The sequence below is a fragment of the Streptomyces sp. NA02950 genome (genome assembly GCF_013364155.1).
Lineage (GTDB): Bacteria > Actinomycetota > Actinomycetes > Streptomycetales > Streptomycetaceae > Streptomyces.
Window position 1 is genome coordinate 7,757,041 of record NZ_CP054916.1, and the last position, 26,912, is coordinate 7,783,952.

General features: G+C 68.5%; 26 protein-coding genes and 7 pseudogenes. 16 read left to right on the forward strand and 17 right to left on the reverse strand.

Annotated features, from left to right (window positions below):
* The first annotated feature begins 94 nt into the window (after window positions 1-94).
* Together HUT19_RS33835 and HUT19_RS33840 are read left to right on the forward strand one after the other, a co-directional pair.
* On the forward strand, window positions 95-379 hold the full coding sequence (locus tag HUT19_RS33835; protein WP_176184079.1) for a hypothetical protein: 285 nt from the start codon (window positions 95-97) through the stop codon (window positions 377-379).
* Window positions 380-548: 169 nt separating this feature from the next.
* Window positions 549-734 (forward strand): annotated as a pseudogene (locus HUT19_RS33840) (IS5/IS1182 family transposase); the annotation flags it as partial.
* 15 nt (window positions 735-749) lie between these two features.
* On the opposite strand, the gene HUT19_RS33845 reads toward HUT19_RS33840, so the two are convergent.
* The 3 genes and pseudogenes from HUT19_RS33845 to HUT19_RS33855 form a co-directional block, all read right to left on the reverse strand.
* Entirely contained in the window at window positions 750-1,382 is a 633-nt protein-coding gene (locus HUT19_RS33845) for a hypothetical protein (RefSeq protein WP_176184081.1), read from the reverse strand.
* 214 nt (window positions 1,383-1,596) lie between these two features.
* A pseudogene (locus HUT19_RS33850) lies at window positions 1,597-2,049 on the reverse strand (transposase); the annotation flags it as partial.
* A 39-nt stretch (window positions 2,050-2,088) separates the two neighbouring features.
* Window positions 2,089-2,529 (reverse strand): hypothetical protein, encoded by a 441-nt coding sequence (locus HUT19_RS33855; RefSeq protein ID WP_176184082.1) that lies wholly within the window; start codon window positions 2,527-2,529, stop codon window positions 2,089-2,091.
* A 308-nt stretch (window positions 2,530-2,837) separates the two neighbouring features.
* On the opposite strand from HUT19_RS33855, the gene HUT19_RS33860 reads away from it, so the two are divergent.
* The 8 genes from HUT19_RS33860 to HUT19_RS33895 all read left to right on the forward strand — a co-directional run bounded on the left by HUT19_RS33860 (window position 2,838) and on the right by HUT19_RS33895 (window position 8,218).
* The gene (locus HUT19_RS33860) at window positions 2,838-3,350 is read left to right on the forward strand and encodes a GntR family transcriptional regulator (protein ID WP_254885923.1); all 513 of its coding nucleotides are present in this window, start codon (window positions 2,838-2,840) and stop codon (window positions 3,348-3,350) included.
* Between the two features lie 33 nt (window positions 3,351-3,383).
* Complete coding sequence (locus tag HUT19_RS33865; protein ID WP_176184083.1) at window positions 3,384-4,229, forward strand: urea carboxylase-associated family protein; 846 nt, start codon at window positions 3,384-3,386, stop codon at window positions 4,227-4,229.
* Between the two features lie 125 nt (window positions 4,230-4,354).
* Entirely contained in the window at window positions 4,355-4,531 is a 177-nt protein-coding gene (locus HUT19_RS33870; RefSeq protein WP_176184084.1) for a hypothetical protein, read from the forward strand.
* Between the two features lie 173 nt (window positions 4,532-4,704).
* Window positions 4,705-6,216, forward strand: coding sequence for a sensor histidine kinase KdpD (locus tag HUT19_RS33875; protein WP_254885924.1), 1,512 nt, complete (start codon window positions 4,705-4,707; stop codon window positions 6,214-6,216).
* Between the two features lie 35 nt (window positions 6,217-6,251).
* Window positions 6,252-6,647 (forward strand): roadblock/LC7 domain-containing protein, encoded by a 396-nt coding sequence (locus tag HUT19_RS33880; protein ID WP_176184085.1) that lies wholly within the window; start codon window positions 6,252-6,254, stop codon window positions 6,645-6,647.
* Window positions 6,648-6,650: 3 nt separating this feature from the next.
* Complete coding sequence (locus HUT19_RS33885; RefSeq protein ID WP_176184086.1) at window positions 6,651-7,043, forward strand: DUF742 domain-containing protein; 393 nt, start codon at window positions 6,651-6,653, stop codon at window positions 7,041-7,043.
* Window positions 7,021-7,614 (forward strand): ATP/GTP-binding protein, encoded by a 594-nt coding sequence (locus tag HUT19_RS33890; protein ID WP_176184087.1) that lies wholly within the window; start codon window positions 7,021-7,023, stop codon window positions 7,612-7,614. The genes HUT19_RS33885 and HUT19_RS33890 overlap by 23 nt, the downstream gene beginning before the upstream one ends.
* A complete protein-coding gene (locus HUT19_RS33895) occupies window positions 7,607-8,218 on the forward strand; it encodes a GAF domain-containing protein (RefSeq protein ID WP_176184088.1) in 612 nt (203 codons plus the stop codon). The genes HUT19_RS33890 and HUT19_RS33895 overlap by 8 nt, the downstream gene beginning before the upstream one ends.
* 187 nt (window positions 8,219-8,405) lie before the next feature.
* Here HUT19_RS33895 and HUT19_RS33900 read toward each other — a convergent pair.
* From HUT19_RS33900 to HUT19_RS33920, 5 genes and pseudogenes are all read right to left on the reverse strand, one after another.
* A pseudogene (locus HUT19_RS33900) lies at window positions 8,406-8,690 on the reverse strand (transposase); the annotation flags it as partial.
* A 268-nt stretch (window positions 8,691-8,958) separates the two neighbouring features.
* Window positions 8,959-9,582: a hypothetical protein gene (locus tag HUT19_RS33905; protein ID WP_176184089.1), complete on the reverse strand. Its 624-nt coding sequence runs from the start codon at window positions 9,580-9,582 to the stop codon at window positions 8,959-8,961.
* Complete coding sequence (locus HUT19_RS33910; protein WP_176184090.1) at window positions 9,572-10,126, reverse strand: ATP-binding protein; 555 nt, start codon at window positions 10,124-10,126, stop codon at window positions 9,572-9,574. The genes HUT19_RS33905 and HUT19_RS33910 overlap by 11 nt, the downstream gene beginning before the upstream one ends.
* A gap of 53 nt (window positions 10,127-10,179) precedes the next feature.
* Window positions 10,180-10,506: pseudogene (locus tag HUT19_RS33915) on the reverse strand (lactate utilization protein C); the annotation flags it as partial.
* 131 nt (window positions 10,507-10,637) lie between these two features.
* Window positions 10,638-12,425, reverse strand: a complete 1,788-nt coding sequence (locus tag HUT19_RS33920; protein ID WP_176184091.1) for an L-lactate permease — start codon at window positions 12,423-12,425, stop codon at window positions 10,638-10,640.
* Between the two features lie 200 nt (window positions 12,426-12,625).
* Between HUT19_RS33920 and HUT19_RS33925 the strand changes: the two genes are divergently transcribed.
* Together HUT19_RS33925 and HUT19_RS33930 are read left to right on the forward strand one after the other, a co-directional pair.
* A complete protein-coding gene (locus HUT19_RS33925) occupies window positions 12,626-13,399 on the forward strand; it encodes a FadR/GntR family transcriptional regulator (protein ID WP_176184092.1) in 774 nt (257 codons plus the stop codon).
* A gap of 258 nt (window positions 13,400-13,657) precedes the next feature.
* Window positions 13,658-13,995 (forward strand): annotated as a pseudogene (locus HUT19_RS33930) (integrase); the annotation flags it as partial.
* A 73-nt stretch (window positions 13,996-14,068) separates the two neighbouring features.
* Here HUT19_RS33930 and HUT19_RS33935 read toward each other — a convergent pair.
* The gene (locus HUT19_RS33935) at window positions 14,069-14,932 is read right to left on the reverse strand and encodes an SDR family oxidoreductase (protein ID WP_176184093.1); all 864 of its coding nucleotides are present in this window, start codon (window positions 14,930-14,932) and stop codon (window positions 14,069-14,071) included.
* Between the two features lie 217 nt (window positions 14,933-15,149).
* On the opposite strand from HUT19_RS33935, the gene HUT19_RS33940 reads away from it, so the two are divergent.
* The gene (locus HUT19_RS33940) at window positions 15,150-15,836 is read left to right on the forward strand and encodes a TetR/AcrR family transcriptional regulator (protein ID WP_176184094.1); all 687 of its coding nucleotides are present in this window, start codon (window positions 15,150-15,152) and stop codon (window positions 15,834-15,836) included.
* Window positions 15,837-15,848: 12 nt separating this feature from the next.
* Here HUT19_RS33940 and HUT19_RS33945 read toward each other — a convergent pair whose 3' ends face one another.
* From HUT19_RS33945 to katG, 5 genes and pseudogenes are all read right to left on the reverse strand, one after another.
* Complete coding sequence (locus HUT19_RS33945; protein ID WP_176184095.1) at window positions 15,849-16,025, reverse strand: hypothetical protein; 177 nt, start codon at window positions 16,023-16,025, stop codon at window positions 15,849-15,851.
* A 65-nt stretch (window positions 16,026-16,090) separates the two neighbouring features.
* On the reverse strand, window positions 16,091-16,654 hold the full coding sequence (locus HUT19_RS33950) for a DinB family protein (RefSeq protein WP_176184096.1): 564 nt from the start codon (window positions 16,652-16,654) through the stop codon (window positions 16,091-16,093).
* Between the two features lie 166 nt (window positions 16,655-16,820).
* A pseudogene (locus HUT19_RS33955) lies at window positions 16,821-17,005 on the reverse strand (IS5/IS1182 family transposase); the annotation flags it as partial.
* Between the two features lie 79 nt (window positions 17,006-17,084).
* Window positions 17,085-17,447 carry a peptidoglycan-binding protein gene (locus HUT19_RS43470; RefSeq protein WP_368661722.1) on the reverse strand — a complete coding sequence of 121 codons (363 nt, stop codon included), beginning with the start codon at window positions 17,445-17,447 and terminating at the stop codon, window positions 17,085-17,087.
* A 1,220-nt stretch (window positions 17,448-18,667) separates the two neighbouring features.
* Window positions 18,668-20,857: a catalase/peroxidase HPI gene (gene katG, locus HUT19_RS33965; protein ID WP_176184098.1), complete on the reverse strand. Its 2,190-nt coding sequence runs from the start codon at window positions 20,855-20,857 to the stop codon at window positions 18,668-18,670.
* 340 nt (window positions 20,858-21,197) lie between these two features.
* On the opposite strand from katG, the pseudogene HUT19_RS33970 reads away from it, so the two are divergent.
* Window positions 21,198-21,326: pseudogene (locus tag HUT19_RS33970) on the forward strand (transcriptional repressor); the annotation flags it as partial.
* Window positions 21,327-21,622: 296 nt separating this feature from the next.
* Here HUT19_RS33970 and HUT19_RS33975 read toward each other — a convergent pair.
* The 3 genes from HUT19_RS33975 to HUT19_RS33985 all read right to left on the reverse strand — a co-directional run bounded on the left by HUT19_RS33975 (window position 21,623) and on the right by HUT19_RS33985 (window position 24,066).
* A complete protein-coding gene (locus HUT19_RS33975) occupies window positions 21,623-21,844 on the reverse strand; it encodes a hypothetical protein (protein WP_176184099.1) in 222 nt (73 codons plus the stop codon).
* Between the two features lie 89 nt (window positions 21,845-21,933).
* Complete coding sequence (locus HUT19_RS33980; RefSeq protein WP_176184100.1) at window positions 21,934-22,566, reverse strand: TetR/AcrR family transcriptional regulator; 633 nt, start codon at window positions 22,564-22,566, stop codon at window positions 21,934-21,936.
* Window positions 22,567-22,860: 294 nt separating this feature from the next.
* Window positions 22,861-24,066 carry an IS110 family transposase gene (locus HUT19_RS33985; protein WP_176179363.1) on the reverse strand — a complete coding sequence of 402 codons (1,206 nt, stop codon included), beginning with the start codon at window positions 24,064-24,066 and terminating at the stop codon, window positions 22,861-22,863.
* A 209-nt stretch (window positions 24,067-24,275) separates the two neighbouring features.
* Between HUT19_RS33985 and HUT19_RS33990 the strand changes: the two genes are divergently transcribed.
* Window positions 24,276-25,673, forward strand: a complete 1,398-nt coding sequence (locus HUT19_RS33990; RefSeq protein ID WP_176184101.1) for an MFS transporter — start codon at window positions 24,276-24,278, stop codon at window positions 25,671-25,673.
* Complete coding sequence (locus tag HUT19_RS33995; protein WP_176184102.1) at window positions 25,670-26,872, forward strand: FAD-dependent monooxygenase; 1,203 nt, start codon at window positions 25,670-25,672, stop codon at window positions 26,870-26,872. Before HUT19_RS33990 ends, HUT19_RS33995 begins: the two co-directional genes overlap by 4 nt.
* The last annotated feature ends 40 nt before the right edge of the window (window positions 26,873-26,912 follow it).

Here is a 26,912-nt window from a genome sequence, read left to right on the forward strand (position 1 = left end):
ACCAGACCGACAACGAAACCCGACCGCGTCACTCGCCACACAGGGGGAACCCGGAGGTGAGCCCCAGGGGGGACTCCCTTAAGGAACCACCGTCATGATCAAGAAGCTTCACGACATGGGCCTGCGCAGCGAGCACGCCTACACCGCCGCTGTCGCCTCCATCGGACTTTCCGTGCTGACCTGGGCAACGTCCCTGCGCGCCGAGCCCGGCGTCGGACTCGACCGGGCTGACCGCTGGGGCATCTACGTCGGCGAGTGGGCACCCACATTCTTCGGCCTCGGCCTCGCCCTGTCGCACTACGAGCAGGAAGAGGGCTCGCTGATGGGCAAGGCGCACACGAACGGAGAGCGGAAACGGCAGATGACAGGCACTGCTTAGCAGGACACGACAGCCACACCGAAACCGAGTCCATGGGCCCGGTCGCCGCGACGCGCCTGATATCACCGTCCCCATGCCGGTGAGGCAGGCCCATCTCACGCAGGTGGCGAACGGCGGCATCCGGGCCGTGGTCCCCGTTCCGGCGGACCAACGCGGCCACCGACTGCGACGCGGTAGCCGATGCGGCAGACCACCGGCCTTCGATCGCGAGACCTACCAGCAGCGCAATACCGTCGAGCGGTGCATCAACCGCCTCAAGCAGTGGCGAGGCATCGCCACCCGCAACGAGAAGACAGCCACCATCTACCTGGCCGGACTCCACATCGCCGGCATCTTCCTCTGGTCCGCCCGATGATCCAAACGAAACCGCCTAGTCGAGGGTCCACTTGCCGGTGCGCTCGGGGTCCGGCCCGACCTTTTCCATCAGGTACGTCACGGACGTGATCTTCGCGTCCTCCGGCACCTCGAAGACGATCCAGCCGGTGACCCGCTCGCGCGGCTTGATGATCATGTTGGGTCCCAGGGAGTCGCCGACGGTGGGGGTTCCGGGCTTGCCCTGATATCCCTGCCCGTTCGCGTCGAAGACGTTCGCCTCCGCATACCCGGAGTCTTGGTAGGTGCCGGTGCCGGTCTCGACGATGGTGAACTTGGCGGCCACGAGGCGGTTCCCGGCGGCAGGCTCGAGTGCGCCGATCGCCGACTTGGCGTGGTTCTCGAACGTCTCCAACGTGAAGTCGGCCTCGATCGTACCCGTGCCGTTGAGACTGCCTTCCATCCCCACCAGCTTCAGGGTGTCGCCGAGCTTGCCGACCGGCGCCTGCGTGCTGCCGGTGGTGGCGCCGGGCGACTGCTCGCTGGCCGGCTGGGCGGTGCTGCTGGAGCCGGCGCCCTTCGTGGGCCCCGTGGGCCCGGCCTTGTCGCTGCCCCCGTCCGAACCCCCGCATGCCACAAGGGTGGCGGTGAGCGTGACGACTGCGGCGGCAGCCGCGATGGAACGGCGCATGGAATCCCCCCGTACATTCCCGATGAACCAGGTGAGTATGACGACTGATCCAGGTCAGTGTGTCGATGCCTGGAATCCTTGTACAGATCGGTGGTGCGGGGAACGGCCGTTCTGTAACCGAACTGCACGAGGTCCGTCCTCAAACGGATCTTGCCCAGAGTAGGAGAGACGCAAGTGCGACCGCTGCTTCGTAGGAGGTGGCGGTCTTCTCTTATCTCGTGGCGATGCCGCGGAAGCCCTCGAGCCGGTTGAAGCAGCGTTCGATGGTGTTGCGTCGGCGGTAGGTCTCGCGGTCGAAGACTGGCGGCCGCCCGCCGCGGCAGCCGCGATTGTGACGGTGCCTTTGCTGCTCGGTCTTCTCGGGGATAGTGCGTGCGATGCCGCGTTTGCGCAGGTGAGGGCGGAGGCCGCGGGAGCTGTACGCCTTGTCCGCGATGATCTGGCCGGGGCGGCAGCGTGGTCGGCCAAGGCCGGTGTCGGCCTGGGCCGTCAGCGCGGTGAACACCGGTTCCCAGGTGCCGTTGACGGCCCACATCCGCAGCCGGTTGTAGAGGCCGCGCCAGTTTCCGTCCTTCTCCGGCAGGTGCACGCACTGCGTTCCCGTCCGGAACTTGAAGGCGATCGCGTCGATCACCTCCCGGTGATCCCTCCAGCGACCGCCCCGCATCGGCGTGGCGGAGCCGGCGCGGTCCTGGCTGGCGGCAAGTCAGTCCTCCGGGCAAGACCGCACGCCGATGGACGAAGTCTGAGGCAGTGCCCCGCATGAATCACGGATCTGAAGGGCGGTTGCGGTGATCCGGCGGTAGTGCAGGGTGCACGTTGCGCTCTGCGCGGTTCCACCCCACGACTCGGCTGGACGACGCCTGGCTCGGCGATCGGCGTACTGGCCGGGGAAGCGGAGCGGGTAGTCCACCTGACCCGGGGGAGTGGGGAGGGGCGTGCCCCAGAGCGTGGTGCGAGCCTGCCGGGCCAGGGTGCCGTCGGGCGTGACCAGTTCGGTGGAAGTACTGATGAGATCCGTGATGACGGCGTGGAAGCGGGCGTCGTACGCGGACTGAGGGATGGCCGCGAGTGCGAGGATCGGGTCGGCGACCGGGAGCGCGTTGCCGTCGGGCCCGGACGAGACCGACTCGGCGGAACCCTCCACGAGTACCAGCGAGCGGCCTGAACGGGGCTATCTCGAGATCGCGGGCGATGACTCAGCACCGGAGCCGGAACTGGGCTAGAAAGGTGGGTATGGAACTCACCCGGATACGCTTGCTGGTGTCCGACTTCACCGCCGTCCACCGTGGCGTGGGGGCTGCGGCCATCAGCTCGTCCATGGGTACCCAGCCCTGAGCCACCATGGAGGCGGCGATGGGACCTCCGGTCTCCCGCTCCACACTCTCCATACCCCGCCTGTCCGCCGCAGAGGATGAACAGCGGTTCTCCCCTGGGGTAATGACCGCTGGGGTAATGACCGCAAACGAGGCGGGGGCGGGACGCCGCCCCTGGCCTCGTCTGCCGTACGGTTGGCGGCCCGATGAAGACAACGAGGTCGCCGCGCCGCCTCCCTACCTCGCTGCCGGGACGATCGCCGACCGGTTGCGTGACCCGATCACCTCCGGTGCGCTCGCTCCCGGAAGCCCGTTGCGTGACGCGGCCCTCGCCGAGGAGTTCGGCGTATCGCGCAATGCCGTGCGCGAAGCCGTACGCCTGCTGGTGCACGAAGGCCTGGCGGTCCACCAGCTCTACAAAGGCGCTGCCGTCAAAAGCCTCGACGTCGCGGACGTCCATGACATCTACGCCGCCCGTCGCGCCCTTGAGCTCAGGGCGGCCGAGCAGAGCTTCACCGCCCCGCAGCAGGCGCTCGACGGCCTTGACCGGCATGTCTCTGCCGCCGAACGGGCGGCCGAGGCAGGCCGGTGGTCGCGAAACCGACACCCCCGGCCGGCCGGTCGCCCGGCCGGTCCCTTCGACCCTCCGTAAAACGGCGGACGCATCAGGAAAGAGAGCGCACCGATGGTCAGCACCGAAGCCGCGTACCAGGCCAACGAGGGCGGCGGCCCCCTCGACGTCGACAAGGCCTTCTACGACCGGGTTTCCGGCAGTTCCGGAGGCCGACGGCTGGTCGACGGCTTCACCATCCCGATACGGTCGGGCCGCGCCTGGGAAGTACCCGCCGGCCACCTGTGCCGCATCGTCACCGTGGACGGGCCGCAGGTCGGTGACTTCAACGTATGGAACCGCCACGACCCGCGCGAACGCCTCTGGGCGGCACGCACCCGTCAGCTGCAGCGCGCCCACGTCAGCACCTACGACCGCCTGTGGTCCAACCTCCCCTTCCTGCGCCCGATGCTGACCATCACCGACGACACGCTCGCCGACTACGGCACCGACGCCGAGGGCGGCAGGGTGCACGACCTGCTCGGCACCCGCTGCGACCCCTACGTCAATCGCATGCTCACCGGTGAGGACTTCGACTTCCATTGCCACTCGAACCTGGTACGCGCGGTGTTGCCCTACGGGCTGACGGAGTTCGACGTGCACGACGTCCTCAATATCTTTCAGTGCACCGGGCTCAATGAGAACGACCAATACTTCATGAAGGACTGCCCGGCCCGGCCTGGTGACCACTTCGAGTTCTTCGCCGAAATCGACTTGCTGTGCGCGCTGTCCACCTGCCCCGGCGGCGATCTGTCCGTACCGATGTGGGGTCCGGACGCCCACGATCCCGTCGAGGTCTGCCACCCCATCGGCATCGAGGTCTACGAGGTCGACGACGAACTCCTCGAAGACTGGACGCCCCCGGAGCGCGCCGCCTACCACAATCTGCACGGCATGAACCTCCCTGCCTGGAAGGGCTGATGGGGGTCACGGGGGCGCGCCGGGGGGCCTTGGGCCTTGATGAGGGGTCGGCGGTGTCAGGAGGCCGCGTGTGCCGGACACCCCACCGGAGCGGGTCATGCGGCATGTCGGTAGTCGTGCCCACCATGGCCGGCAAGACCCGAAAGACGCCGACCCTCGCACATCGCCTGGTGCTGCTCGCCGCGCTCGCGGACCCCGAGGGGTGCGTCCCCGAGAGCACGAACGTCCACGTTCTGGACGCTATCCACCTCGCCGTTCAGGTTCGTGCGGTCGGTCGAGCCATCCCGTGGACCCGCCCGTGACGTGAGGTGCCGTTCGGGGTAACGTGCGCCCTACACTTTTCGGCCAGCTGGCCGATATGCAACCAGGGACTCTGATGCAGGAACCTTTGATGTTGCCCGCTCATGCCCACCAGGAGAGGGCGTCCGCCGGCTCCCAAGTGTGGCATGTCCCGGACACTACGGGCGGGCGTGGCATGGCAGTCGGGCGCCAGATGGTGCTGTTGGCGGTATTGCCTGCCGTACTGGTCACGATCACCGGAGCCGCGGCCGCTGCTCTCCTGTTCACCACAAGCGTGGGCTACGTCGACAAGGCCGCGTTCTGGGGTCTGTTCAATGGCACGCTGCTCATCATCTGCGGAATCCTCTCGGGTGCGGCGTTCATCGCCACCGGGAAGGCGCGGGCCGTGGTACGCCGCCATAGCGAGCTCAGCTCGTCCGCGGCACGCGGCCAGGCCGAGTTGGCGCGGCTGCGACAGCAGATGGAGCGTGGCCGACAGCTGATGGAGGATCAGCGCAAGCAGCAGCCCGGCCCGCTGCCCGAGCGGACCGGTGAGGCGCCGGACCGACTGGGGCACGAGAGCGCATCCGCCCAGCGCGTTGCCGAGGAGACCGTGGCGGAGCTCGGGCCACGGGAGCCTGGCGGGGAGCACTTCGAGGTCTTCGCCAATCTGGCCCGGAGGCTGGAGTCTCTCGTGCACCGCGAGATCGGGCTGCTGGACGACCTGGAGAACGAGGTCGAGAACCCGGATCTGCTCAAGGGCCTGTTCCATGTGGACCACGTGGCCACCCGTATCCGTCGATACGCCGAGAATCTCGCCGTGCTCGGCGGCGCTGTCTCCTACCGCCAGTGGACCCGGCCGGTCAGCATGGCCGATGTGATGCGTTCCGCGACTGCCGAGATCGAGCAGTACTCGCGGGTCAAGATGGTGCCCCCGGTGGAGGGGACGGTGAGCGGGCGCGCGGTCGTTGACGTGGTCCACCTGCTGGCGGAGCTGGTGGAGAACGCCACGGTGTTCTCCCGCCCCCAGACCCAGGTGCTGCTGCGTGCCGAGCACGTCACCGCCGGGCTGGCGATCGAGGTCGAGGACCGCGGTCTGGGCATGACCTCCACTGAGCGGGACCAGATGAATGCCCTGCTCGCTGCCCCTGAGGGGATCGCACTGGGCGAGCTGCTCCAGGACGGCCGGATCGGCCTGTACGTGGTCTCCGCGCTGGCCCGGCGGCACGGCATCGTCGTACGGCTCCAGAGCAATGTCTATGGCGGTACTCAGGCGGTGGTCGTGCTGCCGCACGAACTGCTGGGCCAGGGCCCCGATGTGGCGGAATCCCAGAAACCACTGTCGGACGTCACTCCCGCCGCCGATCACGGACGCGCCGACGACCCGGTGCAGCAAGCACCTGCGCCGGATACGCCCGTCGAGCGGCGCCCGGTGCCCGCCCCGGCGGCCGAATCACCGCTCGCCCCGGTGGCGGCGGCCCCCGCGTCCGGAGACGAGCCCCCCGTGCTGCCCAGGCGGCGCCGCCAGGAACACCTCTCCCCGGAATTGCGGCAGTCCCCCCACACTGCCGCGGCGCCCAAGGAAGTCGATCACGATCCCGGCCTGATGGCCGCGTTCCAGAGCGGTGTCCGTCTGGCCGAGGACTCCAGGGAACCCGACACCTCCCCGTCCCATGGCGGGGAGAACCGACCGGACCTGGCCCCCTAGCAGTTCCACATGATGGAGGAGAGAAGTGGGCGATCGTGGTGAGTGAAGATCTCTCGTGGCTGTTGAGCGGCCTTGTGCAGCGCGTACCGCATACGCGGAGCGCACTGCTGTTGTCCTCGGACGGTCTGGTGATGGCCTCGGACGGTCTGGACACAGACGCGGCGGATCATCTGGCGGCCCTCGCCAGCGGGCTCTACTCCCTGGCGCGCAGTGCCGGCAAGCGATTCGACGACGGCGATGAAGTACGGCAGATCGTGACCGAGCTCAGCAGCACGCTGCTTTTTGTCTCCGCGGCCGGGCAGGGCGCGCTGTTGGCAGTGCTCACCGGGCGCGAGGCGGATGTGCCGGTGTTGGGCTACGAGATGACCAGGATGGTGAAGAGCGTCCGCCGCCACCTGGGGGCCGCTCCCCGCCAGTCGGTGGGGCAGTGAGAGATGCCGGATGGCCCGGACGATCCGCATAGGCCATTGCTCGATGATGCCCTGGGGCGGCTGGTTCGGCCGTACACCGTCAGTGACGGACGCACCGAACCCACGTGCGCGTTCGACTTGATGACCATGGTAGTGGCCACGGACACCGCGCTGCGGACCCATCTCGGACTGGACCACGCACAGGTGCTCGACCTGTGCCGGACGCCGGTCACGGTGGCCGAGATCTCAGGGCACACGCGCATGCCCGCAACGGTGATCAAGGTGCTGCTCTCCGACTTGGTGGAGCGTGGGGCGGTCGTGACACGACGCTTCAACACGGAAACACGGGGGTCGTACTCTCCCCCCGATCTAGATCTATTGGAGGCGTTGCGGGATGGGCTCCTCAAGCGACTCTGAGGCACCCGGCGCCGGCTCCCTTCCGATGGGGATCAAGGTTCTGGTCGCCGGGGGTTTCGGGGTGGGCAAGACCACCTTCGTCGGAGCGGTGAGCGAGATCGACCCGCTCAGCACGGAAGAGCTGCTGACCGAGGTCAGTGCTGCCACGGACAGGCTGGAGGGGGTGGAGAACAAGGCCACCACCACGGTCGCGATGGACTTCGGCCGGATCACCATCAGCCCCCACCACGTGCTCTATCTGTTCGGCACGCCCGGTCAGGAGCGTTTCTGGTTCATGTGGGACGAGATGTCGGCCGGTGCGCTCGGTGCGGTCGTGCTCGCCGACACCCGTCGGCTGGAGCACAGTTTCGCGGCGGTTGACTTCTTCGAAGCGCGTGGCATCAACTTCGTCGTCGCGGTCAACGAGTTCGACGGGGCGCACCGCTATCAGCCGGAACAGGTGCGGGCGGCACTGGATCTCAAACCCGAGGTGCCGGTGGTCGCGTGTGACGCTCGCCTGTCCAGCTCCGGTATTCGGGTTTTGCTTTCCCTCGTCGAGGATCTGATCACTTCAAGGAGTTCCCATGGCTGAGACGGTGTACAAGACTCCCTTCGGAGGGGAGATAGCGATCGCCGTGCGTCATCTGCTTCTCCCTCCGGAGGACCCCGAGGCAGAGGCCCGGACACGCCGGCTGCGGGAACTGGGGATCGAGGACAGGGTTGTTCCGGAGTACGACGAGTTCGCGCGTGAACTCGCGCAGCGCGTCGGGGGGTGCTACGCGGGGGTCAACTTCTTCGTCGACGTGAACCGTCAGTACTTCGCGGGCCTGTACAGCGCGGCCTCCGACACCACAGTGAACCTTGAGTCCCCCCTTCTCGAGGACCCCGTGCCCGGCCGGGTGATGCCTCGTGACTTCGACATCGGTTTCTGCCCCCATGTGGTCAGGCGGCGTAAGGCTCTGGCGCTGGAGGACGTCCGCGACTATCCACGCTTCGCCGGGAATCACGTGGTCGATGCCATCGGGATCCACTCCTACCTGGGCGCTCCGCTGATCGACAGCACGGGCATGGCGCTGGGCACGATCTGTGTGGTGAACCAGGACCCGCATCCCTGGGGTGAACAAGGGCTGGAGATCATCAAGGAGATGGCGGCTGACCTGGTGGAGCGCATCGAGCGGCGGGCACAAGGCTCCTGAGTAAGCCGGATCTCTCATCCTCCTCCGCCCCTGGGGGCCGGTTGCGGCTGCTGCTGCTCAGCGACGACAACCAGAAGCCCGCGCAGGTCACCAGCCTGTACTCGCTGACCGTGTGCCTGCCGCATTGAGCTTCTGCACAGAGCCCGGCTCCCCGGTACCGGCCGGGCTCTGGTCGTGCGGGGAGTGGCTACAACACGACGAACGCTGCCGCCGTGGCTGCGGACCTGGTAGAGGCTCGGGCCGACGCCGTGTCTTTTGGGGCCCGGGCCAGTCGCTGCAGGGTGCAGAAGGCGTGCGCGACGGAGACGAGGGTGATGTGCTGGTGCCATCCGCCCCAGGTGCGGCCCTCGAAGTGGGCCAGACCCAAAGCCTGCTTCATCTCCCGGTAGTCGTGCTCGATGCGCCAGCGGAGCTTGGCGAGCCGGACCAGGGTGGTCAGCGGGGTGTCGGAGGGCGGGTCGGACAGCCAGAACAGCCAGAACTGGACCGGCTCGTTCTCGCTGGCGGCGGTGCCACCGCAGGAGCGTGCCGGGGGGTGACCAGCCTGTGGTTGCGCAGCTTTTCGATCCGTGCTGGTCAAGAGACACGGCCGAGTGATGGAACCCCGTAGGGTCCTCGCCGCAGCCGGCCCCCCACCAAAGGCTTTCTCTGACGGTGGCCTCTACGACCCGTTGCTCCATGAGCTCCCGGCTGTGGTCGGCTGCCGCTCGTACCGTCGGCGTCGTCAAAAACCGAGAACCTCACGGCAGGCCGTCCCACCAGACCGGGGGCCGCCGCTCCTGGACGGGTGGGGCCGGGCGAGCGGGATGCGGCGGCTCGGAGTGGTGTGGAGCGGTCCGCGGAGGTGGGGAGGGGCTCAGGCCGAACAGCGAACCGGCGGCTGCCGCGAGCCCTGTGGCACACCGCACCGCCGTGCCCTCCGAGACGGCCGTGCGGCGCAGCGCTCCGGCCAGGACGTCCTCCACCAGATCGAGATGCCGGGCCAGTTCGCTCGGCAGGGCCCTGCCCCCGTGCGGTCGGCTGACCAGGGCGGTGAGCACCTCCTGCGCCCTGACCTGTATCAGGGTCAGTCCCTGCCAACCGCTGGGTTGCCGCGCCGGCCGAAGCCCCTCGGTTCCGGCTGCGGGAAACCCGAGGGCGCCGTGGATCCTGTCGCCGAGCCCCGCGTGCCACTCGCTCAGCTCGCCCGTCAGGCCGGCCCACAGCCCGTCCAGGACCGCCAGCAGGGCCGCGATGCCCGCGGACAAGCCCTCCGCACCGTCCGCGCGTCGGCCGTGGTGGGTGGTTCCCGGCGAGGCCGCGAGGGGGGCGAGGCTCCGGGCGGCGAGTTCGGCGGCGGTCCGGCAGGCGTGGTCAGTCGGCATGGGTTGTGCCATCCCTCCGTGGTGCCGGCCGCCTCATGGCGGTCCGGGCCGTGAACCTCAGGGAAGGCACTTGGCGTACCGCCCGGTCCGCACGGGCGGATAAGGAGGCGGCGGGCATCTCTCGCCCACCGTGCGACGGTGATTCCGGCAGCATCGCCCAGGCGCAGGTCCCGGACGGTGAGCGGTGCACTCCGCAGCGCCGGGACACGGCGTCCACCAGGTGGAACCCCCGGCCGCTCTCCGCGAGGTCGTCGTCCGGGCCCGAAGAGGCGGCCGGGGGCTGCCACAGTCCGCTGTCGTAGACCTCGATCCACACCGTGGAACGGGAGCGGGTCAGCCGTAGGCGGACCTCCGTGGAGCCACTGTGCCGGACCGTGTTGGTGACGAACTCCGTGACGACGAGCCGGGCCGCGTCGGCCACCTCCTCGGTGATCCGCCAGGCCGTCAGTTCCACCGTGGTGAATTTCCGCGCCTGGGAGACCGCCCGCTCCTCGGCGGGCAGCGTGAGGCACGCGAGGGCGAAGGGCTTGTCCGCGGGTCGCACCGGGCATTGAGGCGGCGCGGCCCGGCGGCGCGTGTCTCGGTGCAGGGTGAACATCATGACTCCATTGAGGAATGCGTGGCAGAAAGGAGGGACGGGGGATGGGTGAGTGGATCACAGACGACGAGGGCCTTCGGCGTGCGCGGCCCGTGTACCCCTTCGACCCGGTCGAGTTCGATGTCACTGGTCGCCGACGGGCCTGAGATGAAGGTCAGCGGCTGGGCCGGATCCAGCCGGGCCGGCGCCTCCGGCACGGAGGCGACGACCTGCTCGGCACGCACCACGCACAGGTGGTGGTCGGGCACCAGGGTGAGGGCCCGCCGCCCCTGCCCCGTCCCCCCGTCGAGGACCAGCGTGCCGGTGTCGGCCTCCACCCGGCAGCCCAGCCGCTCCGGCCGCCGCACCGTGGCACGGCCGGTCTCGGCGGTCTCGGGGAAGAGGCCGTCGTTGAAGCAGGTGAAGAACAGGGCGATAGCCATGGCTTCTCGGGAGCGCGGCGGCGGCGCGGTGGCGTTCACGGGAGCATCCAGGCGAGGACGTTGGACTGGAGGAAGACCAGCACGCCCATGGCCAGCAGGAGCAGCAGACTCCACTTGATCGCTCCCCGGAAGAGCTTGGACTCCCGGCCGACGAGGCCGACCGCGGTGGCGGCGATCGTGAGGTTCTGCGGGCTGATCATCTTGCCGACGACGCCACCGGAGGTGTTGGCCGCGACGAGCAGTGTCGGGTCGAGCCCCGCCTTGTTCGCGGCGGTCTGCTGGAGGGTGGCGAACAGGGCGTTGGCCGAGGTGTCGGAGCCGGTGACCGCTGTTCCCAGCCAGCCCAGGGTCGGTGACAGGAAGGCGAATGCGGCCCCCGTACCGGCGATCCAAGTGCCGATGGTGATGGTCTGTCCCGACAGGTTCATCACATAGGCGAGGGCGAGGACGGAGGCGACCGTGACCAGTGCCCAGCGCAGCTTGACCACCGTCGCCGCGAACTCGCGGGCCGTGACCGCCGGGCTGATCCGGTAGACGGCGGCCACCAGCAATCCGGACAGCAGGAGCAGGGTGCCGGGGGAGGAGAGCCACGGGAAGGTGTAGACGGTGGTGGCCGACGCCTTGCCCGCCGCGGTGAGCACCTGTCCGTCGAGCCCTGGCCAGCCGGCCTTGAGGTCCGTCCCCGCGAGGAACTCCTTGACGGGCGTCCACAGCTTCGCCATCGAGAACACCGCGATCACGATGAGGTAGGGCAGGAAGGCCATGAGCACGCGGCTGCCGCTGCCCTCCCTCTCCTCCTGCTCCGGCACTGGGCGCCGCGGGGCGGGGCGGGCGGGCATGGCCGGGCCGGTGGGGCCGGAGGTGTCCGAGGGCCTGCTGCCCGTTCCCGCTCCGGGGGCCCCGGGTGCGCCGGGCCTGCCGCGCGTGCCGGTCCGTCCAGGGCCGCTCTCTCCCGGCAGGTGTTCGGCCTGGGCCTCTGCCCTCAGATCGGCTCGGGACCGCTCACCGCCCTGCGGCTGCCACACGCGGAGGAGGAGCACCAGCGCGGCCAGGCCCGCGAGGGAGGCGATGATGTCGGTGAGCTCCACGGAGATGTAGTTGGAGCTGATGAACTGGGCCAGGGCGAAGACCACGCCACAGACCAGCGCGGCCGGCCAGGTCTGGCGCATGCCGCGGCGGCCGTCGACGAGCGCGGTCAGCAGAAGCGGCACGAAGAGCGCGAGCAGGGGGGTCTGGCGGCCGACATGGGCACCGATCTCGGTGTACGGGATCTTGGTGAGGTCCCCGGCCGTGATGATCGGGATCGCGATCGCACCGAACGCCACAGGGGCGGTGTTGGCCACCAACACGGTGATCGCCGCGCGTACGGGGGCGAAGCCCAGCGCCATGAGCATGACGCCGGTGATCGCCACCGGGGCGCCGAACCCCGCCAGAGCTTCGAGCAAGCCGCCGAAGCAGAAGGCGATGATCATTGCCTGGATCCGCGGATCGTCGCTGATCAGGCCGAAAGCCCGGCGCAGATCCTCAAAACGGCCGCTGACCACCGTCAGCTGATAGAGCCAGATGGCGGTCACGACGATCCACATGATCGGGAAGAGCCCGAAGGCCGCTCCCTGGCTCGCGGACAGCAGTGTGAGACGCGTGGGCATCCCGTACGCGGCCACGGCGATGACGATCGCCACGGTCAGAGATGCGAGACCGGCCCAGTGGGCCTTCAGCCGGACCCCGCCGAGGAGGAGAAAGAGAGTGAGCAGCGGCAGGGCGGCGACCAGCGACGAGAGCGCGAGGCTGTCGGCGACGGGAGAGAGATCGGGGAGGTACATGGGACCCTCAGAATGCGTTTGGTCAGACCATGCTTTGGTTTTCTCCACGCTAGGCACGGTGACGACTGGCTGTCCAGGGGTTACGGCCATGATTTTCTATGGTCAGACCAAAGCTAGGTCTCCCGACGAGTAGGATCAGATATGAGCCGAAGGATGGGATAACGCCGGGTAACGCAATCGACGCAGGGGGAGCGGGCCCGATGGCTGATATGACCGCGGCCTGGGAGCCGGTGCCGCGCTCCAGGACCTTCGAACTCGTCCTCGCCCGGATCGAGGAGCAGATTCTGGCGGGCAACCTGCGCGTCGGCGACCGGCTGCCACCGGAGCGCGAGCTCGTCGAACTCCTGGGAGTGAGCCGGGCCGCCGTCCGCGAGGCCCTGCGCGTCCTGGAAGCACAAGGCGTCGTCAGGTCCCGGGTCGGCACGGGACCCGCCTCCGGCAGCGTGATCTCCGCCATGCCGAGCGACGGTCTCAGCCAGCTGCTCCGGTTTCACATGGCACTGGCGAACTTCCCGCTCATGGACGTCGTCGAGGCTCGCGCCACGCTGGAGCGGTCGAGCGCCCGGCTCGCCGCGGAGCGCGCCACGGAAGACGATCTCGCCCGGATACGTGCTCCACTCGCCCGCATGGACGAGGCCGGCCTGCCCCGCGAGGAGTTCAACGATCACGACACCGCATTCCACGTGGCCATCGCCGAGGCGGGGGGCAACCGGCTGATGGCCGACATGACCATCGCCGTCCGCAGCGCCGTGCGGCACACCCTGCTCACGGCGTTCCACAAACTCTCCGATTGGGAAGCGGTGGCCGCACGGCTGCGCGCGGAGCACCACGCCATCTACGACGCCATCGTCGACCACCAACCCCAGCGGACCGGCGATCTCGTGGAGGCACACATCCGCGGCATCCACCGCGATGTGGTCATGGCGGTCCTGGAGCCGGGCAAGCCGAGCGGTCGCACACCCCGTCGCGAGTGACGACCCCATCGCCGCCCGCCCCAGCCATGATGACGCCCGTCGTCTCGGCCACGGTGCCTGCCGGCGACGCGTTGGTGCTCGACATCGTTGACGGGGTAGGTGAGGGCGGCTGGACGACGACGCGCAGTACCCGGCCATACGCTTAGCGTGCAGCCGCAGCTCGGCGCGCGCACCGGGGCCGGCCCAGATGGATGCGCCGCGGGTGGGAGTGGTGTGGTCAGGCCGCTGGAATGATGGGATGCGGCCAAAGACGCGGAACTGCTTGTGCCGCGACACGAGAACGCGGTGCTGCGCGGGCAGCGCACGAGGCCTGTGCGGTACGAGCCGGCGGATCGGCTGTGGTTCGCTGCGCTGTCGTCGCTGATCCCCCGGTGCCGGTGGGCGAGCGTGTTCCCGGTGACGCGCGTGACGCTGCTCGCATGGCGCCGCGGGCCGATCGCCCGGAAGTCCGACTCGGACACTTGGCCGGCTCGACAACGGTCTGGGAGATCCTCACGGTGGCGGGCATCGACCCAGCCCCACGCCGGAGAGGCCCGGCGTGGCGCGAGTTCCTGACCGCCCGAGGGATCAACGCCTGCGACTTCCTGCGCGTCGACTGATCGGCCTGCGCCCCCTGGCGGGTCCTGCCGCGAAGGTGTCGACCCGCCAGGGGGCCAAGGGCGGGTCGGGTTACCGGGAGCGTACGACGGCCTCCAGGACCTCGTGGACGGTGTTCGCGGGGTGGCCGATGGTGGCTTCCAGCGTGGGATCGGTGACGTTGAACTCGCCCTTGCGCGATGCGGTGAACATCGTCAAAGAGAACTCCGCAGCCGGCCGCGGCATCCCGCCGGCGACTGCGGCGGAAGTCCACTCGTTGTCGTCCATGACGACTCGGGTGATGGTCCGGCCGGTGATGCGGCTGAGGATGTCGGCAACGTCGGCGAAGTCCAGCGTGTGGGGGGCTGTCAGCGGCGGTGTGATCCCTTCGAGTGCTCCCTCTTCGGTCAGAGCGATGGCGGCGGCTTCTGCCAGGTCCTCGTGGGCCGTCCAGGACATCGGGCCGTCCTGCGGCACGGCGAGCGTGCCGGTCTCCAGCGCCGCGCCGATGTAGGAACCCAAGGTGGAGGCATAGAAGCCGTTGCGAAGGGCGGTGTAGGGGACTCCTTGCTGCTTGAGGTGTTCCTCGGTGGCCGCGTGGACCTTCTGTGGGGGGAAGCACGATGTGGGGGAGGCGGCTTGGTGGCTGGTGTACAGGATGCGTTGGGCACCCGCTTCCCGCGCCGCGTCGATGGCGGTGCTGTTGGCGGTCAACGCACCGCCACCCCGAATGGCCGCGGAGACGACCAGGACGCGCTCGGCGCCTTCGAAGGCGTGCTTCAGGCTGTCGGGTTCGGTGAAGTCTCCCGCCCGGACTCGGACGCCGCGCTCGGCGAGGTCGGCAGCCTTGCTCACGTCGCGCACGCTGACGCCGATCCTGTCGGCCGGTACCCGCTCCAGCAGGCGGTCGACGATCAGCGCTCCGAGGCGGCCGGTGGCTCCCGTGACGATCAGCATTGGTGACTCCCATCTGGCGGTCTTTCCAATGGAACAGAAATGACGGTATCATTGATAATGCCATTGGATGAACCGTTGGTACTCAAGGGATGCGCCGTAGGTGCTCATGCGGGTGATCGGCCTCGTTTGCCGGCAGCTTCGGGCAGATCGCTCAGCAGTGGATCGGAAATAACGGCGATAACATCGCCTGTCAGGCAGAGGCGATACCATCGTCTCCATGGCATCGAACACGCAGCGGCGAGACATCACCCGGGACCGCATCGTGAAGGCTGCGGCCGGCCTGCTGCGCGACCAAGGGCCGGCCGCGGTGACCACGCGCCGTGTGGCCGACGAGGCCGGGTTGCAGCCCCCTGCTCTTTACCGCTTCTTCCAGGACAAGGACGACCTGCTGGATGCTGCCGCGGAGCACGTCTTCGCCCAACATGTGGCGAGCAAGCAGACCACCGCGCCCTCGGACGACCCGGTAGAAGACCTCCGCGCCGGATGGAACACGCAGATCAGCTTCGGCCTGGCCAACCCGTACGTCTACGGCCTGCTGCTCGACCCGGCCCGCGCACGCGACACTCCGGCACAGGTCAAGGGTGTGCTGATCCTTGCCGAGCGTGTGCACAGAATCGCCGCCGCCGGGCGGCTTCGGGTGAGTGAGGAACGCGCCGTCAACCTCATCCGCTCGGCGGGGACCGGAACCGTCCACACCCTGCTGACCCTGCCACCGGAGCAAAGCGACCCGCACCTGGCCGACGCCGCCTTCGACGCGGTCGCTCGCGCCATCCTCGTAGATCAGCCCGCTGTCCCCACCCAGGACCCGGCGGCCGTCGTTGCGGCCTTCCGCACCCTCCTGCCCGAACTGCCCAGTCTCAGCAAGGCTGAAGCCACGCTTCTCGACGAGTGGCTGCAACGCTGATCCATCACCGCGCTAGGGGGTGGCCGATGGGGCGTGCGGCTGGTCTGGAAGGATCAGTCCGCAGCGGTCGAACGCGAAGGACGGGATGATGGACGGGGGTGACGCGACCTGTTGACGTATGACGAACACCGTCTCGTTGCCTGCGGTGTGAGCGGTGGAGTACGACGGCTCCCCGTTGACCAGGGGCATCGACCGCTCCACCGCCAGGGCCTTCTACCTGCAGGTCCGTAGCTCGATCGCCGATTACCGAAAAGTCATATTCGGCGCGGTACGGCTCCGTCCTGCCAGCGGTAGAGGTCGCGCAGCAGGGAAATCTCGGCGCCGTGATGGATCAGCTCCTTGTTGACGTGCTGGACGATGACCTCCATGGGAATCCGCTCGGGACCCACCGCGGGCGGATTCTCCAGCTCGGCGTCCGAGAGTTCGCGGACCCCCGCGTTCCATCTCCCGTACATCTCATCGAGCTGATGGAGCGCCTCGTCAGCGGTCCCCGCGTAGGCGAACGTCTGGGAGTCGACGTCCTGGCCGCCGAAGTGCCATCCGACCCGATAGCCCAGGCACGAGACGATGATGTGCGCCAGCCGCCAGGCAATCGTGGTCACCGGCGCCGGCACCGGGTCAGGGGACGCGAAGTCCATCGTCCACTCCCCCGAACCTGCCGACATCGGTGCGGCCGACCTGCCACGTGGGCGGATGCTCCAGCAGCCGCGCACCGGCTCCCAGAAGTACTCGTCATCGCCAAGACCGTCCAGCCGCGGCCGCAGGTTCTTGCGCCAGTGCCGGTCCAACTGCTCCGCGAGCCGCTCGCTTCTTGTCATTTCCGCACTCTACAGACCACGGAGACCTGGCCGCGGGCCTCGCGGACGCCGTCGCCGGCCGTGCGCGAGAACGTACCGCACCGGGAGATGCGCGACCCGGACAACGAGCTGTCTGTCCGTGAGCTCGCCGCCGGCCGGGCGGTGTTCCTCGGTGGGTACGAGTAGAGGCGCCGGCCGCGTGCTGATGAGCGCGGCAGGTCGTGGAGTCGACGCCGACCATGCTCCAGTCGATCGGCCTTCCGCGTCGGCGCCGGACTGGACGGCCCGCGGGATGCTCTCCCACGTGCCGTCCGTCGACCACCTGCGACGACGATCGCGCACCGTCTTCCGCCTGCCAAAACTGGGGGATACGACACAGGGCTCATGGGCGGCCGGTTGACGACGGACCCTCGAGTCCTCCGGACCGGCCGAGGGCGTGACAGTGGGTCAGTTACTTGGTGCGCAGCATGAGTGCGTGGCGTGTGTTGTCGCCGTAGACGCCCGTTTCGTCACCGCGGACGCCGTACCACTGCTGGAATCTGGCCACGGCCGCTCGGACCTCGTCGTCGTAGCGGCCATCGATCGCGCCGCCGACGTACATGTCCGGGATTTGGAGCAGACGGACCTGCAGTTCGTACACCCCATGGCCCGTGTCGCCCTGGCGCAGCACGCCCGTGCCCGGGACCTCGGGGAGCGGGGGAGCGGGGCTGTCGGGCGGCGGTGGCCGGTCCGGCCGCTCGGAGGGAACGGACGGGGCCGCCGGTGCCGGGTTGTCTCTGACCAGCGGAGAAGAGGCGAGGATCAGTCCGCTCACAGCGCCCAGTCCGAAGACTCCCGCGACACGAGTGGTCCGGCGGCCCGTGAAGCGCCGCCATCCTCGGTCTCTCTTCCTCGCGTGCGTGCGGGCTGGTGCTGGGGGCGATGCCTCGTCCGGGGACGGAGTGAGGATTTGCTCCGACGGCGGGGCCGGCCGCCCGGGTGCGGCCGACCATTTGAGGTGCGGGTGCGGGTGCGGGTGCGGGTGCGGGTGCGGGTGTGGGCCGGTGGTGCCGCGCCCGGCCTCCCGTGCAGGAAGCGAGGTCCGCGGCGGCGCGCCGTACGTCAGGCCTGCATCGCTCACCGTGGGCGGCCTTCCCACGAGCGGTGCGGTTCCCACTGACGGGGGCGGAACCGGCTCCAGATGCCTGTCGCGCATCCACAGCGGCTCCACGCTGTGCGGCTCGACGTCGTGCGGAGGATCCGGATCAAGGCACTCGGGCCCAGGCCCTGCCGGCTGCTCCAGGCGGGGAGGGGGCGGAGCCGGAGGCGAGGACTCAAGTGGGCTCGCTCCGGCCAGGCCTGCGTCCGTGGCCGGTTGGCCGGGGTGTTGCCAGGACGGCGGTGGGGACCCAGGCCGGTGCTGCTGCTCGTCGACTGCGTAGAGGTCGGCGCGTGCGGCGTCCAAGGCGTCCAGCACGGCTTGGAATGAGTCCCATATCTCTTGCGCGAGACCGGAACCCGGACTGTGAGCTCGCTGAGGTTCGGTGTCGTTGAATCCCACCTGCAGTCCTCCTCAACCCACGTCCGTGGAATGTCGTGTCGCGGACCCGGCTTCGCTGTGTCGTTGTGAGGCGATACGCAGCCCGTGCGGCCTTGTCTCAACCGCCCTGGGGTCTGTCGTCAATGTGATCTCGGTTGGTGGATCATGGTCGGGTGATACGCCGCCGGGAACTGACTGACGCCGAGGGGACTTCGTGCGGCCGCTGCTGCCCCCGGACGTCGATGGGGCGGACTCGGCTGGACGACCTGACGGTGTTGAACCGGACCGTGTGGAAGTCCCGGGCCGGGGTGGCCTGGCGGGATGTGCCCGAGCGGTACGGATCCTGGGCGAGCCGCACACCCGGATCCGGCCCGCACACCCGGATCCGGATCTGGGCCGCGGAGGCGCCGACAGGTAACGTGGCGGACTCAGCGAGACCACGAACCCTCATCGCTGCGCTGCCGATCCGGAGGATGTCCCGGTCGGCCGATGAGCGGCCGACCGGGGTCTCGGGCTCAGCGGAGGTCGAACCGATCGAGGTTCATCACCTTGTCCCACGCTGCCACGAAGTCACGTGCGAACTTCTCTCCCGCGTCCTCGGACGCGTAGACCTCCGAGATGGCTCGGAGCTGGGAGTGCGAGCCGAAGATGAGGTCTACGGCGGTGGCGGTCCACTTGACCTCGCCCGTGGCGCCATCCCGACCTTCGAACACGTTCTCGTCCGAAGTCGACGCCTGCCACTCCGTGCCCATGTCGAGCAGGTTGACGAAGAAGTCGTTGGTCAATGTCTCCGGCCGATGAGTGAGGACACCGTGTGGGGATCCCCCGAAGCCGGTGTTCAGGGCCCGCATGCCGCCGATCAGAACCGTCATCTCGGGAGCGGTGACCGTCAACAGGTTGGCGCGGTCCAGGAGGAGAGTCTCCGGCGACAGCTTCTCGCCCGCCCGGAGGTAGTTGCGGAACGCATCGGCCCTGGGTTCGAGCACGGCGAACGACTCCACGTCTGTTTGCTCCTGCGAGGCGTCCGTGCGCCCCGGTGCGAACGGGACTGTGATGTCGTGCCCGGCGTTCTTCGCGGCTTGCTCGACGGCCGCGCACCCGCCCAGGACGATCAGGTCAGCGAGGGAAACCTTCGTTCCGTCGACCTGTGAGCGGTTGAAGTCCTGCTGGATCTGCTCGAGGGTCTGCAGTACCTCAGCTACCTCGGGCAGATCGTTGACCTCCCAGTTCCTTAGCGGCGCGAGGCGAATCCGTGCCCCGTTGGCCCCGCCACGCTTGTCGGTGCCGCGGAAGCTCGCCGCCGACGCCCAAGCCGTGGTGACCAGCTGGGAGACGGACAGGGCCGAGGCGAGGATCCTGCCCTTCAGGGCGGCGATGTCCTCGTCCGTGACGAGTTCGTGATCGACCTCGGGGACGGGGTCCTGCCACAGCTGAGGCTCGGGAATCCACGGGCCGAGGTAACGCGAGAGGGGTCCCATGTCGCGGTGCAGCAGCTTGTACCACGCCTTGGCGAACGCTACCGCGAGCTTGTCCGGGTTCTCGTGGAAGCTCTTCGTGATCGGCCCGTAGATGGGATCCATCTTCAGCGACAGGTCCGTCGTCAGCATCATGGGAGCATGCCTCTTCGACGGATCGTGAGCATCAGGCACGGTGTCCTTGGCCGAGGGATCCGTGGGAGTCCACTGCTTCGCTCCGGCGGGGCTCGTCGTCAGCTCCCAGTCGTACCTGAACAGGTTGTCCAGGTACCCGTTGTCCCACTTCGTTGGCTCGGAGGTCCATGCGCCCTCAAGCCCACTGGTGAGCGCGTCCGAGCCTTTTCCGCTGCCGTGGGTGTTCCTCCAGCCGAGGCCCTGCTGCTCGATGGGGCTGGCCTCGGGTTCCGGGCCGATGTATTGGGGATCGACCGCACCGTGACACTTGCCGAACGTGTGGCCGCCGACGATGAGCGCAACCGTCTCCTCGTCATTCATCGCCATACGCCCGAACGTCTCGCGAATGTCTCTGGCGGCAGCCATCGGATCCGGGTTGCCGTTGGGCCCCTCCGGATTGACGTAGATCAGTCCCATCTGCACGGCACCGAAGGGACCGGCGAGTTGTCTGTCGCCGCTGTAGCGCTCGTCTCCGAGCCATGTGTCCTCGGGCCCCCAGAAGATTTCCTCGGGTTCCCAGATGTCCTCTCGCCCGAAGCCGAACCCGAACGTCTTGAATCCCATCGACTCCATGGCACAGTTGCCGGCGAAGACCAGAAGGTCGGCCCATGAGATTTTCCGGCCGTACTTCTGCTTGACCGGCCAGAGCAAGCGGCGCGCCTTGTCGAGGCTTGCGTTGTCCGGCCAGCTGTTGAGGGGGGCAAAGCGCTGAGCGCCGGAACCGCCACCGCCGCGGCCATCAGCGACACGGTACGTTCCCGCGGCATGCCAACTCATCCGGATGAAGAGCGGCCCGTAGTGGCCGTAGTCAGCAGGCCACCAGTCCTGCGACGTCGTCATCAACTCGAAGACGTCCTGCTTCAGCGCCTCGAGGTCGAGGGTCGTGAACTCTTCCGCGTAGTTGAAGTCCTCGCCCATCGGATTGGACAGGGGCGAGTGCTGGTGGAGAACCTGAAGGTCCAGTTGATTCGGCCACCAGTCCCGGTTCGTTTTTGGGCGAGTCGGCGTGGGTACCGGGGAGGGGATTGCCGGGTTCTCGCTTTCGCTGGCGGACACGTCCGTCCTTCTTCCTGTCTCGGTGTTTCCTTGTGCTGTTTGCCTACTCTTGACGTTGTTTTCTTTTCTGGTGTCGAGCACTGCAAGCCCGCGCTCGCAGGCCGTCATGGCGCCCGCCGGCGCAATTGCCAGTCCCGCGGCAGGCCACGTGGGGGTGGTGGCCGCCGAATCCTTTCTCGCGCATGCCGCCGAAGATTGTGCCTGTGTCGGCGTCCGTATGGTCGCGCACCGCAGACCGCACCGCTACGAGAACACGCAGAGCACCCCTGGCAACAAGAACTCAAAAGCCCAAAGGCGTACGGGGGCTGTGCTGGAGCGACCGCGAGGGCGCGGTTGGCGTATGACGTTCCAGCGGCGTGTCGTCGCGGAGGTCCTCGACGGCGACCACGTGCATCTCACGACCGCCGAGGTGCACGGCGGCCGCGCGGCGCGACGGCTGCTCGGGATCTCCCGTGCGACCGTGTACGACGAGGTTGCGCCCGAGCCGCACGACCCAGGGTGCGGTGGGATGTGCCGCGGCGCCGAGGGTCCGGACTCGCCGGGTGGCTGCTCGATGGCGGTGAAGACATAGAGCCGCGCGCCCGTCCGGGTACGGATTGCGGTACCCCCGGACGGGTTCTCCCGGGCCAGGCAGGATCGCAGCGCACGGTGTTGCGCGCCTGCCCCCGTGCCTTGCAACCGTCGTCCTGGTCGCGCTCGGGGTCCCGGCCGACCACGGTTGGGTCTCCCTCAACCTCCTCGCGAACACGGAGGAAGAGAGCACTGTCAGTGCTCCGCGGGAAGGGGGAGGCGCAGTCGTCTCGGGCGTTGGATGTCCCGGAGGATCCAGTGCCTGCACCGCTGTTCCACGATCACGTAGAGCGTCCATGCCAGGCCGAGGGAGACGAGGAAGGCGGCGGTCGTCGCTGCGAGGGCAGCGGCGGTGTCGATGCGCATGACCAGGATGTGGATCATGTGGAAGGCGAAGGACCGCTCTGCCGGGCGCACCAGACGGGGGTGGCGCCATCTGCCGACGAACGAACACGCAGAGGTGCCGAGGTGCCGGTCGGCGCCCTGTTCTTTCGTGCTGCCCAGCCCTACATGGTCCGGTATGCCCGGAGAAAGGTCCGCACTCCCTCGACGACGAGTGGCCGGACGCGGGTGTCCTCCGCGGCATTCGCGGAACCGAGCCTGTCCAGCGCGACGCCGAAGGTCAGCGCGATGAACTGGTCGGCCGCGAGTCGGGGGTCGGGGACGTCGAGCAGCCCGGCCGCGGCGAGGGCGGCGAACCGCTCGGCAAGTGCCTCGTCGGGGGTGTCGGCCATGGAGTTGTAGCCCCGGTGCGGCAGGTGGCCGGATTCCGCCCGGACCAGTCGTTGCAGCGTGGCGTACTCCGCCGAGCCGAGCATGTCGGTCGCGATGCGCATCGAGAAGGTGACCAGGGCGTCCTCGAGCTCGGCGACCTCGGTGAGGTCGGTGAGGGTGTCGTCGAGGGTGTGCCGGATCGTGGTGATCAGTGACTGGCCGATGGCGTCGACGACTGCTTGCAGCAGCGTCTGCTTGTCGCCGAAGTAGTCGTAGACCGTCCGCTTGGATACCTCGGCCCGGGCGGCGACCGCGTCGACGCTGGACCGGTCGAAGCCGTCTGCGAGGAACAGTTCCCGGGCCGCCGAGAGGATGGCGGCCCGCTTCCGCGTGGATCCCTCGCGCAGTGTCTTCGTGGTCGGCATGGGCACATCCTAACTGTTCTACACTGCACGGTGTAGTGTAATAATGGGGCTCGGCGGGTGCCGCACTCGTACACCCGCTCCGCCCGGGGAGCCGTGCATGCGCCACCTCGGGTACCGCTTCCCCCGAGTTCACCCCGCCGGAGGACCTCGGACCTGTCCACGAAGCACCACGCACACCGCGCCCCGCGTGACGGGCCGCCGTGCTTGCGCCGGGCCCGGCACAGCGGCAGCGCTACGCGTACGGCCGACCTCTTACGTGCCCGGCAATGACGGAAAGGAATCTCAATGATCGTGTCAAGCCGCCTGCGTGACCGGTGGGGCGGGGGTGAACGGCCTTTTGTCACGCAGCATCGCCCACAGCACGTCGACCCGGCGGCGGGCGAGTGCGAGCAGGGCCTGGGTATGCAGCAGGCCCTCGGATCGTTTCTTGAGGTAGTAGTCCCTGGACGGACCGGGCCGCATCATCGCGGTCTGCGCGGCCAGGTAGAAGATGTGTCGCAGGCGCCGGTTGTAGCGCTTGGGCCGGTGATAGTTGCCGCTGCGGCGGCCGGAGTCCCGCGCGACCGGGGCCAGGCCGGCGTGGGAGGCAAGTCGGCCGGCATCGCGGTAGCCCGACAGGTCCCCGACGATGGCGACGAACTCGGCGCCGAGGATGGGCCCCATGCCGGGCATGGACTCGATGACCTCGGCGCGGTCGTCGTCGCGGAAGGTTTCGCGGATCTCCCGGTCGTTGTCCTTGATCCGCTCGTCCAGCGTCAGCAGCTGGTGGGCGAGGTCGCAGACCAGCTTGGCAGCCCGTTTCTCGCCGGGCAGCACGGTCATCTGGGACTGGGCGGCCTCCACCGCCTTGGTGGCCACGGTGTCGGCGCTTCGGACCTTGCGGCGTTCCAGCCAGGTCGTCAGCCGCTTGACGCCGATCCGGCGGAGGGCTGCCGGGGTCTGGTACTCGGTCAGCATGACGATGGGCCCCTTGGCCGCGGAGTAGTCGAAGGCCCGTTCCAGCGCGGGACAGATCCCGACCAGCAGGTCGCGGAGCCGGTTGATCAGTCTCACCCGGTCGGCGATCAGGTCGGCCCGGTAGTTGGTGAGCACCTGGAGGGTGGTGACCAGCTCCGGGGGTGTGTTCAGCGGGGCGAAGTCCTTCGGGCGCATGCGGGCCTGGTCGGCGATGACACGGGCGTCCTTGGCGTCGGTCTTGCCCTCCCCACGGTAGGCGCCGGACATACGGTTGACCGTCCGGCCGGGCACGTAGACCACCTGCTGGCCGTGGGCAATCAGCAGGGCCAGCAGCAGGGTGGAGGCCCTGCCGGAGATATCCACCGCCCACCGCACTTCATCGGCCCGCTCACGGGCGGTGTCGATGAGGGCGAGAATCTGCGACTCGTCGTTGATCACCTTCGTCGAGAAAAGTGTCTCGCCGTCGGCGTCGACCGCCACCGCCCAGTGATGCCCCTTGCCGGCGTCGATGCCGACCCATATCCGCGTGTGAGACGTGCTCAAACTCGTTGCTCCGTTCCACCGTGACCAGCACCTTTCGTGGTCCGAGGAACACTCCGCCAACAGGTCCCTAACCAGCGATGACCGCAGTTCTCAATCAGTGGTCGGAGCGTCCCGGAGGACCGGGCGGCCATTCCTTTCGAGCCACGAACGGCAACCCACCATCAGCCACACCCGGTCCTCCCGGACCGCCAACATTCTTAGGGACCTCCATGACCGCAACCCTGGTGCCCCCGCTCCGCATCGGTAAGGCCGCTGTCGGGGCCCTCGGCATACTGGCAGTCGCCACCGGTGCCTTGGAGTCGGTGGTGACGCCGACGCTCCCGCTCCTGCAACGCGAGCTGGATATGAGTCCCGCCGAAGGAGCGTTACTCAGCATCGTGCTCCTCATCACCGGCGCGCTCGTCACACCGGTCGCGGGAAAGTTGGGCGACCGCTACGGCGGGAAACGGATTCTGATCCGGCTGATGGTGATGGTCTCGGCCGGTGGCCTGGTGTCCGCCCTGGCGCCGAACCTGCCCGTGCTGCTGCTCGGCCAGGTACTGCAGGGGGCGATGGTGGGTGCGCTGCCCCTGTCGTTCATCCTGGTGCGCGAACACCTCTCCGCGGGAGAGTCGAAGGTGGCCATCGGGGTGGTCAGCGGGTTGTTCGTCGGGGGCGGGATGGCGGGAACGCTGTCGGCCGGGCCCGTGGCGGAAGGGCTGTCCCGGCACTGGATGTTCGCACTGCCGACGTTCGCGGTCAGCGGGTCCACCATGCTTGTGAACAGGCTGATGCCGCATGATCCGCCACGTCGGCCGGACGACGCCGGGGTCGACTGGCCCGGCCTGGTTCTCTTGAGCGGGACGCTGGTCACGCTCGTGCTCGTGCTCGCGCTGGCGCCCGACATCGGCTCGCAGCCACTCGTGCTCGGGGCCCTCATCGTGGTGCTGGCCGCCTTCGTGACCGGATGGATCGCCGTTGAGCGTCGTGCGGCCTCGCCGATGGTCGATCTGCGCATGCTGACACGGCCCGCGATGTGGAAGCCGTGTGTGCTGACGTTCGTGATCTGCGTCGGTACCTCGGTGGCGGTCTATCTCGTCCCGCAGCTGTTCGCGGTGCCCGCCGACGAGTACGGATTCGGGGCCAGCGCCACCGAGATCGGCTTCTTCCTGCTGCCCGGCGCGGTGGCCGCGTCGCTGGCCGGACCGATCAGCGGGATCGGGGCGCGGCGTTACGGCTCGCGCGCCGTGGTCACCGCCGGAATCTTCCTCATGGCCACCGCCCTGATCGCCGTGGCGGCGGTGCACACCGAGATCTGGCACCTCGTCATCGGCAAGGTGATGATCTCGCTCGCCAACGGCCTGTGCGTCACGGCGATGGTGACCAGCACCGCCACTTCCGTCGATCGAGGTGACACCGGCATCGCCACCAGCCTGGTCCTGGTGACTCGCGTGCTCGGCTACGCCGTGGGGGCGCAGATCGGTGGTGCGCTCCTCACGGCCGCGACCCCTTCCGGGTCGGATGTCCCGGCCGAATCGGCCTTCGTCACCGGCCTCGTCATAGCCGGCGCCGTCACGGCGCTGTCCCTGCTCGTCGCCCGCACCATGAGCAAAGGAGTCAAGGAATGATCCGCGACGGTCTGTTGAGACGCAAGGTCCTGATATCCGGGGCCGGCATCGCGGGGCCCGCCCTCGCGTTCTGGCTGAACCGCTACGGATGCGCGGTCACGGTGGTCGAGAAGGCGGGCGCACTTCGTGACGGTGGCTACCCCATCGACGTCCGCGGCACCGCGCTCGAGGTCGTCCGGAGGATGGGAATCCTGCCGCGACTGCGGGACGCGCACATCGACCTGCGTCGGCTGACCTTCCTCGACGGGGACGGCGGCGAGGTGGCCTCGGTCAACCCGTACACCCTCACCGGCGGTGTCGCGGGACGGGACCTGGAGGTGCGGCGCGGGGACCTGACCGGCGCTCTCTACACGGCGGTCCGTGACGACGTGGAGTTCTTGTTCAACGACTCCATCGATGCCCTCGACCAGTCGTCCGGTCACGGGGTCGACGTCACCTTCCGCGGGGGCGGCAGGCGTACGTTCGACATGGTGTTCGGTGCGGACGGTCTGCACTCACGTACCCGCGAGTTCCTGTTCGGCCCCGAAGAGCAGTTCCACCGGTACCTCGGCTACTGCTTCGCCGGGTTCACCATGCGCAACACCTTCGGGCTCTCCCACGAGACCATGATGTGGAACGCCCCGGGCAGGGCCGCGGCACTCTACGCCGTGGGGGACAACGACGACGTGCACGCCTTCCTGAACTTCGCCCACCCGGAACCGCCGTTCGAAGCGTTCCGGAACCCGACAGCCCAACGGGACCTGGTCGCCGCGGCCTTCGCCGACGCGGGATGGCAGGTCCCGGGCATGCTCGCCGCCATGCGCGACGCGGATGACCTGTTCTTCGACGGGGTCGGCCAGATCCGCATGCCCCGCTGGTCCAGGGGCAGGGTCGCGCTGGTGGGCGACGCCGCCTACGCGCCCTCGTTCCTCACCGGACAGGGCTCCAGCCTCGCGCTCGTCGGCGCGTACATGCTCGCCGGTTCCCTGGCCGACCGGGACCACGCCGCGGGCTTCGCTGCCTACGAACACAACACCCGTGAGTTCGTGACCGTGAACCAGGAGCAGGTCGGCGAGGGCGATGCCACACTCTTCCCGATCACCGCTCGGGCCCTGGAGCAGCGCAACGACATGCTGCGCCATCTCAGCGCCATGCCCTCCGCGGAGGGACGACCGGCCCATTCGGCCCTCACCCTGCCCGAATGCATGCCCATGACGTGAGCCCGGGCATGCGCGAACGCGGAGTGAGCGGGTGAGCGAC

Bases quoted from the DNA above. Each gene is read 5' to 3' on its own strand.
- HUT19_RS33835 (WP_176184079.1), top strand. From the start codon at position 95: ATGATCAAGAAGCTTCACGACATGGGCCTGCGCAGCGAGCACGCCTAC.
- HUT19_RS33845 (WP_176184081.1), bottom strand. From the start codon at position 1,382: ATGCGCCGTTCCATCGCGGCTGCCGCCGCAGTCGTCACGCTCACCGCC.
- HUT19_RS33860 (WP_254885923.1), top strand. From the start codon at position 2,838: ATGACCGCAAACGAGGCGGGGGCGGGACGCCGCCCCTGGCCTCGTCTG.
- HUT19_RS33865 (WP_176184083.1), top strand. From the start codon at position 3,384: ATGGTCAGCACCGAAGCCGCGTACCAGGCCAACGAGGGCGGCGGCCCC.
- HUT19_RS33870 (WP_176184084.1), top strand. From the start codon at position 4,355: ATGGCCGGCAAGACCCGAAAGACGCCGACCCTCGCACATCGCCTGGTG.
- HUT19_RS33875 (WP_254885924.1), top strand. From the start codon at position 4,705: ATGGCAGTCGGGCGCCAGATGGTGCTGTTGGCGGTATTGCCTGCCGTA.
- HUT19_RS33885 (WP_176184086.1), top strand. From the start codon at position 6,651: ATGCCGGATGGCCCGGACGATCCGCATAGGCCATTGCTCGATGATGCC.
- HUT19_RS33890 (WP_176184087.1), top strand. From the start codon at position 7,021: ATGGGCTCCTCAAGCGACTCTGAGGCACCCGGCGCCGGCTCCCTTCCG.
- HUT19_RS33895 (WP_176184088.1), top strand. From the start codon at position 7,607: ATGGCTGAGACGGTGTACAAGACTCCCTTCGGAGGGGAGATAGCGATC.
- HUT19_RS33905 (WP_176184089.1), bottom strand. From the start codon at position 9,582: ATGCCGACTGACCACGCCTGCCGGACCGCCGCCGAACTCGCCGCCCGG.
- HUT19_RS33920 (WP_176184091.1), bottom strand. From the start codon at position 12,425: ATGTACCTCCCCGATCTCTCTCCCGTCGCCGACAGCCTCGCGCTCTCG.
- HUT19_RS33925 (WP_176184092.1), top strand. From the start codon at position 12,626: ATGGCTGATATGACCGCGGCCTGGGAGCCGGTGCCGCGCTCCAGGACC.
- HUT19_RS33935 (WP_176184093.1), bottom strand. From the start codon at position 14,932: ATGCTGATCGTCACGGGAGCCACCGGCCGCCTCGGAGCGCTGATCGTC.
- HUT19_RS33940 (WP_176184094.1), top strand. From the start codon at position 15,150: ATGGCATCGAACACGCAGCGGCGAGACATCACCCGGGACCGCATCGTG.
- HUT19_RS33945 (WP_176184095.1), bottom strand. From the start codon at position 16,025: ATGCCCCTGGTCAACGGGGAGCCGTCGTACTCCACCGCTCACACCGCA.
- HUT19_RS33950 (WP_176184096.1), bottom strand. From the start codon at position 16,654: ATGACAAGAAGCGAGCGGCTCGCGGAGCAGTTGGACCGGCACTGGCGC.
- HUT19_RS33980 (WP_176184100.1), bottom strand. From the start codon at position 22,566: ATGCCGACCACGAAGACACTGCGCGAGGGATCCACGCGGAAGCGGGCC.
- HUT19_RS33990 (WP_176184101.1), top strand. From the start codon at position 24,276: ATGACCGCAACCCTGGTGCCCCCGCTCCGCATCGGTAAGGCCGCTGTC.
- HUT19_RS33995 (WP_176184102.1), top strand. From the start codon at position 25,670: ATGATCCGCGACGGTCTGTTGAGACGCAAGGTCCTGATATCCGGGGCC.